The sequence below is a fragment of the Microbacterium sp. STRO-1N genome (genome assembly GCF_057748015.1).
This window is the reverse complement of record NZ_CM173234.1, coordinates 2,243,604-2,259,677: the sequence shown is the minus strand read 5'-3', so window position 1 is coordinate 2,259,677 and position 16,074 is coordinate 2,243,604. Positions and strand designations below refer to the sequence as shown.

Here is a 16,074-nt window from a genome sequence, read left to right as displayed (position 1 = left end):
CAAGTGAGTACTGAGATCTTCTACGACGCCGACGCCGACCTGTCGCTCATCCAGGGCAAGAAGGTCGCGATCGTGGGCTACGGCTCGCAGGGCCACGCCCACGCGATGAACCTGCGCGACTCGGGCGTCGAGGTCGCGATCGCCCTCAAGGACGGTTCCAAGTCCATCGAGAAGGCGGAGGAGGCCGGATTCCCGGTCAAGAACGTCGCCGACGCGACCGCGTGGGCCGACCTGATCATGATCCTCGCGCCGGACCAGCACCAGCGAACGATCTACTCCGAGTCGATCGCTCCGAACCTGTCAGCGGGCAAGACTCTCGCCTTCGCGCACGGGTTCAACATCCGCTTCGGCTACATCGATGCTCCTGAGGGCGTCGACGTGATCCTGATCGCTCCGAAGGCACCGGGTCACACCGTGCGCCGCGAGTTCGTCGCCGGCCGCGGCATCCCGGACATCATCGCCGTCGAGAGCGACGCATCCGGCCAGGCCTGGAATGTCGCCCTCTCGTACGCGAAGGCCATCGGGGGCACGCGCGCCGGCGTCATCAAGACGACCTTCACGGAAGAGACCGAAACCGACCTGTTCGGCGAGCAGGCCGTGCTGTGCGGTGGCATGAGCCACCTCGTGCAGGCCGGCTTCGAGACGCTGGTCGAGGCGGGCTACCAGCCCCAGATCGCCTACTTCGAGGTGCTGCACGAGCTCAAGCTCATCGTCGACCTGATGTGGGAGGGCGGCATCGCCAAGCAGCGCTGGTCGATCTCCGACACCGCCGAGTTCGGCGACTACGTCTCGGGCCCGCGCGTCATCGACGCCCAGGTCAAGGAGAACATGAAGGGCGTGCTGTCCGACATCCAGTCGGGTGCGTTCGCCAAGCGCTTCATCGAGGACCAGGACAACGGCGCCACCGAGTTCCTGGAACTGCGTGCCAAGGAGCAGGAGCACCCGATCGAGGTCACCGGCCGCGAACTGCGTTCGCTGTTCTCCTGGAAGCAGACCGACGAGGACTACACCGAGGGTTCCGCAGCGCGCTGATCCCGTCGCGATCGAAGAACGGGCGTCCCTCGCGGGGCGCCCGTTCTTCGTCTCGGTGGTTCGGAGGCTCAGCGCGTGAGCTCCTCCAGCACCTCCACGACGTGGCGGTACGGCTTGCCGGTGGCCCGGCTCATGCCGATCTCGCACGTGCGGTTCGCGGACACGAAGGCGTCGAAGCCGCCGCGTTCCTCATCGGCCACGGCCACCTCGGCCGACTCGGCGGCGGTGGCGCTGGCGGTGAGCTCGGGGTGCAGCATCCCGCGGTCGCCCGCGAAGGCGCAGCAGCCCCATCCCTCGGGCACGTACACCTCGTCGGCGACGGCCGCAGCCAGAGTCGTCAGCGCGCCCGTCGCACCCAGCGCGGTCGTGGAGCAGGTGGGGTGCACGGCGATCCGCTCCAGCCTGGTCGTCACGGTCAGCCGGGGGAGCACCTCTCTGGCCACGTACGTGGTGGCGTCCTCGATCACGAGCCCGGCGTACTCCGGCCGCTCCGCGACGGACTTGGCGAGCATCACGTGCAAGCCCTCCGTGCACGAGGCCGCGTCGCACACGACAGGAAGCTCGCCCTGACGGCTCGCCTCCCAGAGCGACGCCAGCACGCGGTCGGTCATCCGGTCATAGCCCGAGAGCTGACCCTTCGACTTCCATGGCGTCCCGCAGCACATTCCGCCGGCATCGTCGGGGATCACGATCGGGATGCCGGCGCGATCGAGCAGCGCCATGACGGCATCCCGGGAGCCCTCTCCGTGACCCTCAGGGCCGAACATGGTCCCGATGCATGCGCCGAAGAACACCGCCTGCGCGTCTGCGGGCGATACGGGCCGGGGCGGACGCGAGCCGCCGCGGGGGAGGCCGGCGTCGTACAGCGGCACCGTGTCCGAGCCGAGCATCGCCCGGCCGAGCCTGGTCACCCCGGTCACGAGCGGTGCAGGGACGGCATCCGCGAGAGTCAGCGCGACGGCGCCGATCCTCGTCACAGCGCCCCAGCCCTTCGCCGCGGCATCCCACACTCCGTCCTCGAGGCGGGATGCCTCCTCCGCGCGCAGACGGCGGACGAGATCACCGGTGTTGATGTCCACGGGACACGCGACGCCGCACATGCCGTCGACGGCGCAGGTCTGCACGCCCTCGTAGTCGTAGTCCGCGCGCAGCTCCTCCAGCAGCGCGGTGTCGCCCTGCTCCTCGGCCCACGCCATGTCCCGGCGCAGGACGATCCGCTGGCGCGGCGTGAGCGTGATGTCCTTGCTCGGGCAGGTCGGCTCGCAGTACCCGCATTCGACGCAGCGATCCACTTCACTTTCGACGGTCGGCACGCGCTTGAGATCGCGCAGGTACGAATCCGGGTCCTCGGAGAGGACCACTCCGGGATTCAGGATGCCTGCGGGATCCAGCAGGCGCTTGATGTCCCACATCAGGTCGGTGAGGAAGTCGCCGTACTGGCGACGCACGAACGGCGCCATGATGCGCCCGGTACCGTGCTCGGCCTTCAGCGAGCCGCCCTGACCGAGAACGAGTTCCACGAGATCGGCCGTGAACCGGCGGTACCGCGCGAGACTCTGCTCGTCGTCGAATCGCTCGTTCAGCAGGAAGTGAACGTTGCCGTCCTTCGCGTGGCCGAAGATCACCGAACCGTCGTAGCGGTGCTCTGCGAAGAGTTCGATGAGGCGCTCGCACGTGACGAGCAGGCGATCCACGGGGACCACGATGTCCTCGAGCAGCGCTGTCGTCCCCGACGGGCGCGCGCCGGCGACGGCGGTGTACAACCCCTTGCGGACGTGCCACAGTGACGCCCGCTCGGCGGCATCCGTCGTCAGCTTCGGCGCGACCGCGAGAGGGAGCGTCTCGAAATGCGCGACGGCGTCGGCGGACGCGCCCGCGAGCTCCTCGGCATCTGAGGCATGCACCTCGACGAGCAGCGCGGCGTGCGCATCGACGGCGATCTCCGCGATGGATGCCGGGACATCGCTGAGTCCCTGGGCGACGCGGAGCGACGCGGCATCCAGCAGTTCGACCGTCGCGAGTCCGTGTGCGACGAGACCGGGGAGCGCGGCCATGGCATCGGCGAGCGTGGTGAACACGAGCAGACCCGTGGCGATCTGCGGGCGGATCTCGACCGTGCGGAATCGAGCCTCGGCCACGAACGCGAGGGTCCCCTCCGATCCGATCACGAGGTGCTCGAGGATCCGGACCGGATCGTCGAAGTCGAGCAGCGAGTTCACGCCGTAGCCCATGGTGTTCTTCATGGCGAACTGGGCGCGTACGAAGGCGACGGCTTCCGGCGAGGCCAGCAGGCGCGCGCGCAGCGCGAGCAGGCCATCGGCCAGCGCGGGTTCGGCGGCGCGCAGTCGCGCATTCGCGTCCGGTGCGCCCGTGTCCAGGATCGTGCCGCTCGGCAGTACGAGCAGCAGAGAATCGACGGTGCGGTACGAGTTCTCGGTGATGCCGCACGCCATCCCGCTGGAGTTGTTCGCGATGACGCCGCCGATCGTGCAGGCGATCTCGCTGGCCGGATCGGGGCCGAGTTTGCGTCCGAAGCGAGCGAGGCGCGTATTCACCTGTCGCACGGTCGCCCCTGGGCCGACGCGCACCAAGGCGCCGTCAGCCTCGACGGCGATGTGGCGGAACGCCGAGCGGGTGTCGACGAGGATGTCTCCCGTGACGCCCTGCCCCGAGAGGCTTGTGCCGCCGGAGCGGAAGGTGAGCGTCCGTCCGGCAGCGCGGACCGCGTCGAACGCGCGGGCGACGCCTTCGGCATCCTGCGGAGTGAGGATGGCGTCCGGGATGAGCAGGTAGTGCGACGCGTCGTGCGCCCTGGCGAAGCGGTCGATCGAGCGGGACGACACGGTCGTGGCCTGTCCGAGCACGGCGGAGTAGAGGGGTTGGGCGAGTGTCGTGGACACAGAAGCTCCTTCGCATCGGATTGTCAGACAAGTGTACCGATTGAAGCGTCCTGCTCTAGGCTGACTCGCATGTCGAACGTTCCGGAGTCCGCGTTGGAGGTCGTCGGTGTCGTGGATGCCGTCACGCAGCGTCTGCGCGGCAGGATCCTTCGCGGTGACATCCGACCGGACACGGCCCTGACCGAGGCGAAGGTCGCGCAGGAGTACGCGGTCGCCCGGCCGAGCGCGAAGGCCGCGATCGAACAGCTCGTGGCATCCGGCCTCCTCGTGCGCACCGCGCATCGGAGTGCACGAGTCGTGGCCATCGACGCCGACGTGGTGCGCGACGTGTATCGCACGCGCACCAGGCTGGAGAGCGCGGCGCTGCGCGAGCTCGCCCTGTCACGCCGGGTGCCGGCGGCCGCGGCCACCGCCAACGACGAGATCCTGGCGATGCCCGCCGGGCCGGACCCCGCGACGGTCGACCCCGACCTGCGCTTCCATCAGGCGCTCATCCATGCGCTGCAGAGCGAGCGCACGGCACGGATGTACGCGAGCGTGCTCGACGAGGTGCGCCTGTGCATGGCGCAGGTGCAGGGCAGAAGGCTGCTGGATGCCGCGGTCATCGCCGCTCAGCATCAGGCGATGCTCGCCGCGGTCGAAGAGGGGGATGGCGACCGCGCGGCGAGGCTGCTGACCGAACATCTCGCCGCAGCCGAGGAGCGCCTGGTCGAGGCGCTCCTCGGCTGAGCCTTTACTGCTCCTGTTCGGCCGTGGCGTCTTCGACGGTGATCGGCGGCTCGACGTCGTCGGCCCACACCGGAGCGGGAAGCACCGTGTCGACCTGACCGCCCTGGATCGCCCGGAGCGCCTCGGTGATCTCGTCCGCGTTCTCGGGAACGGGAAGTCCGCACGTCTCGAGCTCGGACTCGAACTTCAACGTCAGTCGGATCTTGCCTGCGGCCACGGCTTCGGCCGTCGTGCCAGAGACGATCTCGCTGCCGGTCTGGATGTCGGAGACCTCGTCGCACACGTGATAGACCTGGCCGCCGTCGACCCAGAAGACCTCGTCCTCGCCCAGCAGCTGGATCACGGCCGACTGATCCGCCGTATACTGCTCGACCGACGGCGGGTCGAAGTCGATGCCGAACACGACCGCGAGCGCTGCGAGCGCGATGCCGATGATGCCGGCCGTCGTCTTCTGCCCCTTGTCCATGTCCTTGTTGAGGAAGATGAGGATGATCAGCGGCACGAACGCGATGATCGCGATGATCACTCCGAGCTGGTTCTGCACGAAGAACTTGACGGTGTCCGACTTCTTGGCGGGGTCCAGACGATTCGCCTTCTTCCACAGCAGGGATCCGCCGATGGAGAGGGCGGCGATGACCACCAGCAGGACGATGAGCGTGATGAACGCCCACTGCGGGAAAGTCGCGGTGACGCCCTGCTCCTCGAGCAGTCCCGTGTCGGGATCGCGCACCAGGGTGCCGTCCTCGCCGACGTAGACGCGCTGTCGCAGCAACCAGAAGATCCCGACGGCTTCGGTGGCGATCGCGAGCACCCAGAGTCCGAGGGCGATCCAGCGGAATGTCATCGACTGCTTCTTGGACGCCGCTGTGGGTGTCCAGTCGGAGGCTGCGGCACTTCCTGCCGCAGCGACCGATTCCTTGTTCTGTTCAGCCACCGTGCGCTTCCCCTCATCCAATACTGGCCCTGAGCCTACTGGGATGGTTCGCGGCATCGCTACGCTGGACGCATGACACCGGATCCGGACGACGCGCTCTCCTGGGAGGGCGACGAGGACCGTCCAGCGCAGAAGCCGAGCCTCCCTCAGGGGTGGAACGCCGTCGGCAAGGGCAGTGATCGCGTCGTGACGGACGGCGGAGCGTCCGTCGCCGAGCCAGCGGAACCCGCGGCATCCGAGGAGTCCCAGCTTGCGGCGATGAGCCCGGCGATGCTGCTGTTCGTCGGGATCTTCGGGGGGATCTACCTGCTGTATGCCATCGGGTGGGTGATCGGCGGCCTGAATCTGAAGCCGCTCGCGAACCTCATCGTCGCCGACGCGATGTACGTGCCGTGGTTCGTGCTCGCCGTGGCGGCCCCCGCTTTGTGGATGCTCACGGTCTGGGTGCTGACACGGGGCGCGCAGGCGTGGATCCGCGTGCTGCTGCTCCTCGCAGGAGCAGTGTTGCTGGTGCCCTGGCCCTTCGTGATGGTGGGAGCGATCGGATCATGAGCGAGAACACGGTCGAACAGGCATCCGCCCACCCGACGCCCGGGTGGCTGGCCGCGCTCGTCGTCGGGATCAGCGGACTGTTCTACGCCTACGCCATCTGGAACGCCATCGCGCACATCATCGCGATGTCCCAGCCTGCGGGGCTCACCGGCACAGGGTGGATCACCCTGGTGTTCGGTGCGGTCTTCCCCGCGATCGTTTTCGCTCTCGCCTGGGTCATCGGGCGACGACGCAACGTCGGCGAACTGGCACTGGTGATGCTCACCGGACTGTCCGTCGTCGCGGTGTTCTGGCTGAGCCTGGTGGGCTACAGCATCCTGAACATGGATGCTCTGGTCCCTCTCTCCTGAGCGGGCCGTCACACGGCGCGGGGGAGCATTCGCGCTCCGGTACAGTGGAACCGATCGCGCCCCGAAGGCGTGCGGCGCATCGATCCCACCCGCGTTGTGACGCTCACACTGAAGGATCCACCTGTGCCGAAGCCCGTCGTGCTCATCGCCGAAGTCCTCTCGCCCGCCACGATCGAGGCCCTCGGCCCCGACTTCGACATCCGCAATGTCGACGGCACGGATCGCGAGGCGCTGTTCTCGGCGCTGGCTGACGCGGATGCCGTCCTCATCCGCTCGGCGACGAAGGTCGACGAAGAGGCACTCGGGCACGCACCGAAGCTGAAGGTCATCGCCCGCGCCGGCGTCGGACTCGACAATGTCGACATCAAGGCCGCGACCGCCGCAGGCGTCATGGTCGTCAACGCCCCGACGTCCAACATCATCTCGGCGGCGGAGCTGACCTGCGCGCACATCCTGAGCCTCGCCCGCCACGTTCCGGCGGCGAACGCATCGCTGGCCGCGGGGGAGTGGAAGCGCAGCGCCTACACCGGCACCGAGCTGTTCGAGAAGACGCTCGGGGTCATCGGACTCGGCCGCATCGGCGCGCTCGTCGCCGCGCGCATGCAGGGCTTCGGCATGAAGGTCGTCGCGTTCGATCCGTACGTGACCAGCGCCCGTGCCCAGCAGCTCGGCGTCGAGCTGCGCACGCTCGACGAGCTCGTCGCCGAGAGCGACTTCATCACGATCCACATGCCCAAGACGCCCGAGACGACCGGCATGATCGGCGCCGAGCAGTTTGCGGCGATGAAGAAGACCGGGTACGTGATCAACGTCGCCCGCGGTGGCCTGATCGACGAGGAGGCGCTGCACGCTGCCCTCGTCGCCGGCGAGCTCGCTGGCGCAGGCCTGGACGTCTTCACGTCGGAGCCGCCGGCCGAGGGCGGCTCGGCGCGTGCGCTGCTGGACCTGCCCAACGTCGTCGTGACGCCGCACCTCGGTGCGTCGACCGATGAGGCGCAGGAGAAGGCGGGCGTCTCGGTCGCGCGCTCGGTCAAGCTGGCGCTCGAGGGCGATCTCGTTCCGGATGCCGTGAACGTCGCCGGCGGCATCATCGACCCGTTCGTGCGCCCCGGCATCGATCTCGTCGAGAAGCTGGGCCAGGTGTTCAGCGGTCTGGCGGGGTCCGCCCTGACCAGCCTCGACATCGAGGTCCGCGGCGAGCTCGCTGACTACGACGTCAGTGTCTACCGGCTCGCCGCACTCAAGGGCATCCTGTCCAACGTGGTGAGCGAGAACGTCTCCTACGTGAACGCACCGCTGTTCGCCGAGCAGCGCGGCATCGAGGCTCGACTGATCGTCGAGAAGGAGAGCCCCGAGTACCGCAACCTCACGACGCTGCGCGGCGCGCTCGCGGACGGCACGGTGCTCACCGTGGCCGGCACACTCGCCGGCACTCGCATGGTGCAGAAAATCGTCGGCGTCAACGGCTACGACATCGAGGTGCCGCTCGAGCAGCACCACATCGTGATGCTCTACACCGATCGCCCCGGCATCGTCGCGGTGTACGGCCAGAAGTTCGGCGAGGCCGGCATCAACATCGCCGGCATGCAGATCGCTCGCCGCGAGGCCGGCGGTCAGGCGCTGTCGATCCTCACGGTAGACTCGCGGGTGCCTGAGGAACTGCTGGCAGAGGTCGGCGCCGACATCGACGCATCCGTGATCCGCCAGATCGAGATCACCGAGGACTGACGCGATGACGGGGGAGCGGCAGTCCGATCCCTCGTTCTTCAGCCTTGCCTTCGGCGAGGGACGCTTCGATCACGGCGACGTGGTGTTCGTCCCGATTCCCGCGGGGATCACGACCGACCCGAAGGCGTGGGCGGAGACGCTGTTCTCGCGTGAGGCGATTCCTGCTGCCGTCCAGGCGCTGTTCGGCGTACGAATGCTGTTCGCCTCGCTGATGGGACTGCGACCGGCACCGGCCGGGGTGTTCGACGTGCGCGATGCGCACGGGGACGAGGCGCTGGTGTCGTTCGATGACGACCATCTCGATTTCCGTTGCGCGGTGGGCGTGGATTCGGTGACGAGGATCGTCCGCGTGACGACCGTGGTGCGGCTGCACGGTTGGCGCGGCCGGGTGTACTTCGCGCCGGTGAGTCTGCTGCATCCGCTGATCCTGCAGTCGATGCTGCGACGAGCCAGGCGAGTCCTCGCCGGTCGACGCTAGCGGACCGCGCGCAGGACCAGGTCGACCAGAGCCTGGAGCTCGGGACCGTGGGGCACCAGACGCGCAGGCCCGTGCACATCGAGCGAGTTGTTGAAGTAGAGCCCGTCGCTGACCAGCATCACGAGGTCGAGTGCGGTCTCGTCGCGGACGTGGGGACGGATCGAGTCGGCCCAGCGTCGGCGCACTTCGCGCAGCGCATCGGATGCCGCGGCATCCCCGCCCTGTGCGAGCCGGGACGCGGCGATCAGGGTGCGGTCGAGGGCGTCGTCCTCCATGACCGAGGTGCGCACGTAGTACGCGACGGGGCCCTCAGGCGCCTCCGCCATGCGCTCGAGATCGAGATCGGTGAGGCGGGCGAGCCGTTCCAGCAGGCCGGCGGCGAGATCATCCTTGGAGCCGAAGTGATAGAGCAGCCCGCCTTTGGACACCCCGGCCGCCTTGGCGGTCGCTTCCAGGGTCGCCGTGCGCTCACCGTCCTCGATGAGAATCGCCTCGAACGCATCGAGGACGCGTTCGCGTGCGAGGGGAGGGCGGGGCATCGTGTTCCTCTGCTCAGGCTGTGATCAGCGCGGATTCTGTTACTATACCAGCCGGACGGTTAAGTAACGTCCCGGAGAGTGCAGAGGTGGAAGATGACCGCGTCGATCCCGACGACCGACACGGAGCTGGATGCGCCGCGAGCAGGCGCGCGCGGATGGTGGGCGCTCATCGTGCTCATGCTCCCGGTGCTGCTGGTATCGGTGGACAACACCGTGCTCAGCTTCGCGCTGCCCGAGATCGCGATCGCTCTGTCGCCCACGGGGGCCGAGCAGCTCTGGATCATCGACGTCTATCCGCTCGTGCTCGCGGGGCTGCTCGTCACGATGGGCACCCTCGGCGACCGCTTCGGACGACGGAAGATGCTGCTGATCGGCGCCACCGGCTTCGCGGCGGTATCCGTGCTCGCCGCGTTCGCCCCCACGGCGGGGGCGCTCATCGCCGCCCGCGCGCTGCTCGGGTTCTTCGGCGCGATGCTCATGCCCTCGACCTTGTCGCTGCTGCGCTCGATCTTCCGCAACCGCGACCAGCGGCGTTTCGCGATCGCGGTCTGGGCATCCGCCTTCTCGGCCGGTTCGGCACTCGGACCCATCGTCGGCGGATTCCTGCTCGAGCACTTCGCCTGGGGATCGGTGTTCCTCATCGCGGTCCCGGTGCTCATCCCGCTCCTGATCGCCGCTCCGCTGCTGGTGCCGGAGAGCCGCGACCCGAACCCAGGGCGCATCGACCTCCTCAGCATCCTGCTGTCGATGGCGACCATGATCCCGATCGTGTACGCGATCAAGTCGCTCGCGGTGGACGGGCCGACCTGGAGCGCCGGAGCCTGGGCGGCGTTCGGCGTGCTCATGGGCGCGATGTTCGTGCGGCGCCAGCTGCGCTCGGCGACGCCGATGCTCGACATGCAACTGTTCCGACGGGGGTCGTTCTCGGGCGCGATCATGGTGAACCTCCTCAGCGTCGTCGCGCTGGTCGGGTTCCTGTACTTCGTGTCGCAGCACCTGCAGCTGGTTCTCGGGCTGTCGCCCATGCAGGCGGGCTTCGCGCTGGTGCCCGGAATGGCCGCGATGATCGTCGCCGGCCTCACCGTGGTGCCGGTGTCGCGACGCGTCCCACCGCACGTGGTGGTGCCGGCGGCGCTCGTCTTCTCGGTCATCGGGTATCTGCTGGTCGCGTTCAGCAGCGAGGATCACGGCGTTCTGCCCCTGGTCATCGCGTTCGTCGTGCTCGGCATCGGCATCGGAGCGGCGGAGACGATCTCGAACGAGCTGATCCTCTCCAGCGCCCCCGCCGAGAAGGCCGGAGCCGCCAGTGCGGTCTCCGAGACCGCGTACGAACTGGGCGCGGTGCTCGGCACGGCAGTGCTCGGCGGGCTGATCACCGCGTTCTACCGCGGATCGCTCGTGATCCCTGAAGGCATCCCGCGCGATGCGGCGGATGCCGCACGCGAAACGCTCGCCGGAGCGTATACCGAGGCGCATCGCCTTCCCGCCGGGCTCGGCGATGCGCTGTGGGATGCTGCCGCATCCGCGTTCGGCTCCGGCGTGACCGTGACGTCCCTGATCGGTGCGGGTCTCGTGGTCGCCGCGGGTGTCATCGCGGCCGTCACACTGCGCACGACGCGCACGCACTGACCAGTACGCTGGGAGAATTCCCCGATGCAAGGAGTGTCATGTCGCGTGTCGTGAAGCTGGCCGTCATCCCCGGTGACGGCATCGGCCCAGAGGTCGTCGCGGAGGCGGAGCGCGTGCTGGACGCCGTCACGGAAACCAGTGATGTCGTCTTCGACAAGACCCGCTTCTCGCTCGGAGCGGCACGCTTCCTCGAGACCGGTGACACGCTCACGGACGACGACCTCGCCGCGATCTCGGCGCACGATGCCATCCTGCTCGGCGCGGTCGGCGGCCAGCCGGGTGACGTGCGGCTGAAGGACGCCAACATCGAGCGAGGGCTGCTGCTCAAGCTCCGCTTCTCCTTGGATCACTACGTTAACCTGCGTCCGTCGAAGCTCTACGTCGGAGCACCGGGCCCGCTCGCCGAGCCGGGCGAGATCGACTTCGTCGTCGTCCGCGAGGGCACCGAGGGTCCGTACGTCGGCAACGGCGGCTCGATCCGCACCGGGACGCCGCACGAGATCGCGAACGAGACCAGCGTCAACACCGCTTTCGGCGTCGAACGCGTCGTCCGCTACGCGTTCGAGCTGGCGGAGCGCCGCAGCAGGAAGCTCACGCTGGTGCACAAGACGAACGTGCTCGTGCACGCCGGTGGCATCTGGCAGCGCGTCGTGAACGAGGTGGCGCAGGAGCACCCCGACGTGGCCGTAGACTATCTGCACGTCGACGCGGCCACCATCTTCCTGGTCACGAACCCGGCCCGCTTCGACGTGATCGTCACCGACAACCTCTTCGGCGACATCCTCACTGATCTGGCCGGCGCCGTCACCGGTGGCATCGGCCTCGCCGCCTCAGGGAACATCAACCCTCGAGGAGACTTCCCGTCGATGTTCGAGCCTGTCCACGGGTCAGCACCGGACATCGCGGGTCAGCAGAAGGCCGATCCCACCGCAGCGATCCTCTCCGTCGCGCTCCTGCTCGATCATCTCGGGCTGCGCGAAGAATCCGCACGCATCACCCGCGCGGTCGAAGAGGACATCGCCGCACGGGATGCCGCTCGTTCAACAGCTCAGGTCGGCGACGCGATCATCGCCCGTCTCCAGGCGTAACCTGGGATACGGCGCAGCGTTCGCCAACGATTCGGACCGTCAGGACACCACATCATGACCATCGGACTCCCTCTTCAGGCTCCTTCCCCCGCAGGCCTCATCTGGCAGGTGACGCGCAATGAGAACGCGCGCTCAGACGCCGAACGCGACGAGATTCTGCAGAATCCCGGTTTCGGACAGTACTTCACCGACCACATGGTCGACCTGTGCTGGTCGGAGAAGGGCGGCTGGCACCGTCCCCGTGTGCAGCCCTACGGCCCGATCCCGCTTGATCCTGCCGCCGCCGTGCTGCACTACTCGCAGGAGATCTTCGAGGGGCTGAAGGCCTATCGGCACGCCGACGGTTCGGTGTGGACCTTCCGCCCCGACCGCAACGCAGCCCGTCTGCAGCGTTCGGCGCGACGACTCGCCCTGCCGGAGCTGCCGGAAGAACTGTTCATCGAATCGCTCAAGCAGCTCGTCGCCGTTGACTCCGGCTGGGTGCCCAGCAACCCGGAGGAGAGCCTCTACCTGCGCCCCTTCATGTTCGCGAAGGAGGCGTTCCTCGGCGTGCGAGCGGCGAAGAAGGTCGGCTACTACCTGATCGCCAGCCCCGCCGGAGCGTACTTCCCCGGTGGAGTGCAGCCGGTGAACATCTGGCTGTCGACCGACTACGCGCGCGCCGGCCACGGTGGCACGGGCGCGGCGAAGACCGGCGGCAACTACGCATCCAGCCTGCTGCCCCAGGAGGAGGCGTACGCGAAGGGATGCCAGCAGGTGCTGTTCCTGGATGGGCAGTACATCGAGGAGCTCGGCGGTATGAACCTCGTGCTCGTCACGCGTGACGGACGCCTGCTGACGCCGGCATCCGATTCGATCCTCGACGGCATCACGCTCGCCTCGATTCTGCAGCTCGCCGAGGACCGCGGGCTGACGGTGGAGCGGCGCAAGATCACGATCGACGAGTGGCGCGAAGGCGCGGCATCCGGTGAGATCGTCGGCGCATTCGCATGCGGAACCGCCGCCGTCGTCGTGCCGATCGGCAAGCTGATGAGCGACGAGTTCGAGATCGTGCACGAGGGACCGGAGGCGAGCGAGCTCGCCCTGTCGCTGCGCGAAGAGCTCACCGACATCCAGTACGGACGCCGTGAGGACACGCACGGCTGGTTGCTGCGTCTGGACGCCTGACCGACCCGAACCAGTCTCGCTCACTCCTTCTCGAGACCTCTCCCTGTTTGCGGGGGAGAGGTCTCGATGCGCAAGGAGGCTGGCGCCCGGTCGCCGCGTCCTGAGTAGGCTGGTCGAGTGAAGATCGCTCGGTTCAGCCACAACGACGCCATCCGCTACGGCATCCTCGATGGAGGCGACCTCGTCGTCCTCGAAGGGGATCCGATGTTCGCGGGATACGACACCACGGGGGATCGCGTTCCCCTCGCGGATGCCGCGCTGCTCGCACCGGTCATCCCGCGCTCGAAGGTGGTCTGCGTGGGCAAGAACTATCACGACCACGCGAAGGAGATGGGTGGTGAAGCGCCGGAGGAGCCGTTGCTGTTCCTCAAGCCGAACACTTCGGTGATCGGCCCCGGCGACAGCATCATCCGCCCGACCGCGCTGTCCGAGCAGACCGACTTCGAGGGCGAGCTCGCGGTCGTTATCGGTCGGATCGCGAAGAACGTTCCGGCCGACCGTGCGCACGAGTACGTGTTCGGCTATACGGTCGCCAACGACGTCACGGCGCGCGATCTGCAGCGCCGGGACGGTCAGTGGACGCGTGGCAAGGGCTTCGACACCTTCTGCCCGTTGGGTCCGGTGATTGAGACCGAGTTCGATGCGGATGCCGCGACGATCGAGACCCGCGTCAACGGCGAGGTGCGCCAGCAGGCGCCACTGACCGACATGATCCACTCGGTCGCCGACATCATCGCATACGCCTCCGCGGTGTTCACCCTGCTGCCGGGCGACGTCATCCTCACGGGCACTCCTGCCGGCGTCGGACCGTTCGTAGCCGGTGACACGGTCGAGGTCGAGGTCTCGGGCATCGGGGTGCTGCGCAACCAGGCTCGCGACGCATCCCCTGTGGCATGACGCGCCTGACGGCGGCCGAGCAGGCGGTCGTCCAGCGCCGCACCGTCCTCATCCTCTCGTTCGGGCAGGTGCTCGGCGGCATCGCCTTCGGCGCCACGGTGTCGCTCGGTGCGCTGCTCGCCGCTGACATCTCGGGTGATGACGCGCTGTCCGGGCTGGCGACGGCCGCCGTCACATTGGGTGCTGCACTGTGCGCCATCCCGCTCGCGCGGCTCGCCAGCAGGGTAGGACGTCGACGTGCGCTGACCTTGGGCAACCTGTTCGCGCTGGCCGGTATCGCCATAGTGATCCTCGCCGCTGCGCTGCGGATCTTCCCGCTGCTGCTGGTCGGCATCCTGCTGATCGGCGCCGGCAATGCCGGAAACCTGCAGTCGCGCTTCGCGGCGACCGACCTGGCCGCTCCGCAGCACCGCGGCAGGGACCTGTCGATCGTCGTCTGGGCGACGACGATCGGCGGAGTCGCAGGGCCCCTGCTGCTGGGGCCGGGGGAGATCGTCGGCCAGGCCATCGGCATGCCGCCGCAGACCGGCTCGTATCTGTTCTCGCTCGTCGCTCAGTCCGCCGCATTCGTGCTCTACGTCGTCACACTCCGCCCGGATCCGCTGCTGTCAGCGCAGCGCCTCACGATGGATGCCGCGGCCACAGCATCCGCGGCGCAGATCGTCGATCGGCCCAAGGTCGCGCGCTACGCGATGTTCGCGGTCGCCGGGTCGCATGTGGTCATGGCGTCGGTCATGGCGATGACGCCGATCCACCTGTCGCACATGGCGCACGCCTCCCACGGCGGACACGCGACGACCGCCGACGTCTCGCTGCTGGTCGGTGTGACGATCGCTCTGCACGTCGCCGGGATGTACGCGCTGTCGCCGGTGTTCGGCATTCTCGCCGACCGCTGGGGCCGGCTCCGTGTCGTGCTCGTCGGGCAGGCGCTGCTCGCGGCATCCCTCCTGTTCGCGATCTTCGCGAACGACCAGGCCTGGGGAGTCATGACCGCGCTGATCCTGCTCGGACTCGGGTGGAGCGCCGCGACCGTCGCCGGCGCCGCACTGCTCACCGAGGCGTCGGCACCTGAGTTGCGCACGCGCCGACAGGGACGAAGCGATTCGCTCATGAGCCTGTCCGCCGCGGCAGGTGCCGTGCTCGCCGGAATCATGCTCTCGAACTTCCAGTACGCCGGCCTCGGCATCGCCGCGTTCGCGCTCGTCATCGCGATCACGGCGCTCGCGCCGCGGGGACGGATGCCGCAGGCGGACGTTCTGCGATGAAGGACTGGGCCGGCACCGGTGAGGCCTTCGCCGCGTCGTACGCGAAACTGTGCCTGGGCACCGCCGACCTGCTGATCGCCCGTCTCGGTCCGGCGCAGGAGCGTTCGGTGCTCGACGTGGGAGCCGGCACCGGTGACCTGGCGGCGCGGTTCGTCGAGGCCGGCTGGAATGCCGCGGGCTGCGAGCCCGAATCCTCGATGCGCGTCGTCGCGAAGCGCGCGCACCCCGGCATCCCGATCCGGGAGGGAGCGCTGCCGGATCTGCCGTTCCCGGACGCCGCTCACGATGCCGTCACCGCGAATTTCGTTCTGAACCATGTCGCGGACCCGCGGGCGTCGGCGGCCGAGATGGGGCGAGTGAGCGCCGGCCTGCTGGCAGCGACGATCTGGAGCAGGTCGCCGTCGTGGTTCTGGCTCGAAATCTGCGAGAGCGCCGGTCTGACACCGGCGGCCGGCGAGCGGCTCCCCGCCGAGAAGGACTTCGAGCGCACGGCCGGCGGATTCGCCGCGATGCTGTCGGATGCCGGGTGGCGCGACGTGCACGTCGACGAGCAGGCGTGGACGTGGCACGCGGACCCGGCTGTCCTCTGGGCATCTGCCGAGGGCGGGGTCGCATCGGCCGGCGCGTTCTACGCGGCCCTGCGCGAGGACGAACGCCACCGGTTCCGCGCGGGATTCGACGCGGTGTGCGAACGGCGCGGCGTGGGCGGCGGGATTCCGCTCGAGCATGTGGCGGCGGTCGCCGTCGGTCGGCGTCGCGCATAGCGCGTGAGCGGCGTCCGCACCC

The 16,074-nt window shown here is 68.4% G+C and carries 15 protein-coding genes; 12 read left to right on the top strand and 3 right to left on the bottom strand.

Annotation, left to right across the window (positions count from 1 at the left end):
* The first annotated feature begins 3 nt into the window (after positions 1-3).
* Complete coding sequence (ilvC, locus tag AC3ANJ_RS10915; RefSeq protein WP_406249931.1) at positions 4-1,032, top strand: ketol-acid reductoisomerase; 1,029 nt, start codon at positions 4-6, stop codon at positions 1,030-1,032.
* 68 nt (positions 1,033-1,100) lie between these two features.
* Here ilvC and AC3ANJ_RS10910 read toward each other — a convergent pair whose 3' ends face one another.
* Complete coding sequence (locus tag AC3ANJ_RS10910) at positions 1,101-3,932, bottom strand: FAD-binding and (Fe-S)-binding domain-containing protein (RefSeq protein ID WP_488316327.1); 2,832 nt, start codon at positions 3,930-3,932, stop codon at positions 1,101-1,103.
* A 69-nt stretch (positions 3,933-4,001) separates the two neighbouring features.
* On the opposite strand from AC3ANJ_RS10910, the gene AC3ANJ_RS10905 reads away from it, so the two are divergent.
* On the top strand, positions 4,002-4,661 hold the full coding sequence (locus tag AC3ANJ_RS10905) for a GntR family transcriptional regulator (protein ID WP_488316326.1): 660 nt from the start codon (positions 4,002-4,004) through the stop codon (positions 4,659-4,661).
* A gap of 4 nt (positions 4,662-4,665) precedes the next feature.
* On the opposite strand, the gene AC3ANJ_RS10900 is transcribed toward AC3ANJ_RS10905, so the two are convergent.
* On the bottom strand, positions 4,666-5,595 hold the full coding sequence (locus tag AC3ANJ_RS10900) for a hypothetical protein (protein ID WP_488316325.1): 930 nt from the start codon (positions 5,593-5,595) through the stop codon (positions 4,666-4,668).
* A gap of 72 nt (positions 5,596-5,667) precedes the next feature.
* On the opposite strand from AC3ANJ_RS10900, the gene AC3ANJ_RS10895 reads away from it, so the two are divergent.
* The 4 genes from AC3ANJ_RS10895 (at position 5,668) to AC3ANJ_RS10880 (ending at position 8,703) form a co-directional block, all read left to right on the top strand.
* Positions 5,668-6,147, top strand: a complete 480-nt coding sequence (locus tag AC3ANJ_RS10895) for a hypothetical protein (RefSeq protein WP_488316324.1) — start codon at positions 5,668-5,670, stop codon at positions 6,145-6,147.
* Positions 6,144-6,497 carry a hypothetical protein gene (locus AC3ANJ_RS10890; protein WP_488316323.1) on the top strand — a complete coding sequence of 118 codons (354 nt, stop codon included), beginning with the start codon at positions 6,144-6,146 and terminating at the stop codon, positions 6,495-6,497. Before AC3ANJ_RS10895 ends, AC3ANJ_RS10890 begins: the two co-directional genes overlap by 4 nt.
* Positions 6,498-6,620: 123 nt before the next feature.
* Positions 6,621-8,225: a phosphoglycerate dehydrogenase gene (serA, locus tag AC3ANJ_RS10885; protein ID WP_488316322.1), complete on the top strand. Its 1,605-nt coding sequence runs from the start codon at positions 6,621-6,623 to the stop codon at positions 8,223-8,225.
* A 4-nt stretch (positions 8,226-8,229) separates the two neighbouring features.
* Positions 8,230-8,703 carry a DUF2867 domain-containing protein gene (locus tag AC3ANJ_RS10880; RefSeq protein ID WP_488316321.1) on the top strand — a complete coding sequence of 158 codons (474 nt, stop codon included), beginning with the start codon at positions 8,230-8,232 and terminating at the stop codon, positions 8,701-8,703.
* On the opposite strand, the gene AC3ANJ_RS10875 is transcribed toward AC3ANJ_RS10880, so the two are convergent.
* Entirely contained in the window at positions 8,700-9,242 is a 543-nt protein-coding gene (locus AC3ANJ_RS10875) for a TetR/AcrR family transcriptional regulator (RefSeq protein WP_488316320.1), read from the bottom strand. The genes AC3ANJ_RS10880 and AC3ANJ_RS10875 overlap by 4 nt on opposite strands.
* A gap of 93 nt (positions 9,243-9,335) precedes the next feature.
* Here AC3ANJ_RS10875 and AC3ANJ_RS10870 point away from each other — a divergent pair, with 93 nt between their 5' ends.
* The 6 genes from AC3ANJ_RS10870 to AC3ANJ_RS10845 all read left to right on the top strand — a co-directional run bounded on the left by AC3ANJ_RS10870 (position 9,336) and on the right by AC3ANJ_RS10845 (position 16,052).
* On the top strand, positions 9,336-10,871 hold the full coding sequence (locus AC3ANJ_RS10870; RefSeq protein WP_488316319.1) for an MFS transporter: 1,536 nt from the start codon (positions 9,336-9,338) through the stop codon (positions 10,869-10,871).
* A 38-nt stretch (positions 10,872-10,909) separates the two neighbouring features.
* A complete protein-coding gene (locus AC3ANJ_RS10865; protein ID WP_488316318.1) occupies positions 10,910-11,959 on the top strand; it encodes a 3-isopropylmalate dehydrogenase in 1,050 nt (349 codons plus the stop codon).
* 54 nt (positions 11,960-12,013) lie between these two features.
* Positions 12,014-13,126: a branched-chain amino acid aminotransferase gene (locus tag AC3ANJ_RS10860; RefSeq protein WP_488316317.1), complete on the top strand. Its 1,113-nt coding sequence runs from the start codon at positions 12,014-12,016 to the stop codon at positions 13,124-13,126.
* Positions 13,127-13,243: 117 nt separating this feature from the next.
* On the top strand, positions 13,244-14,023 hold the full coding sequence (locus AC3ANJ_RS10855) for a fumarylacetoacetate hydrolase family protein (protein ID WP_488316316.1): 780 nt from the start codon (positions 13,244-13,246) through the stop codon (positions 14,021-14,023).
* Complete coding sequence (locus AC3ANJ_RS10850; RefSeq protein WP_488316315.1) at positions 14,020-15,288, top strand: MFS transporter; 1,269 nt, start codon at positions 14,020-14,022, stop codon at positions 15,286-15,288. The genes AC3ANJ_RS10855 and AC3ANJ_RS10850 overlap by 4 nt, the downstream gene beginning before the upstream one ends.
* On the top strand, positions 15,285-16,052 hold the full coding sequence (locus AC3ANJ_RS10845) for a class I SAM-dependent methyltransferase (RefSeq protein ID WP_488316314.1): 768 nt from the start codon (positions 15,285-15,287) through the stop codon (positions 16,050-16,052). Before AC3ANJ_RS10850 ends, AC3ANJ_RS10845 begins: the two co-directional genes overlap by 4 nt.
* The last annotated feature ends 22 nt before the right edge of the window (positions 16,053-16,074 follow it).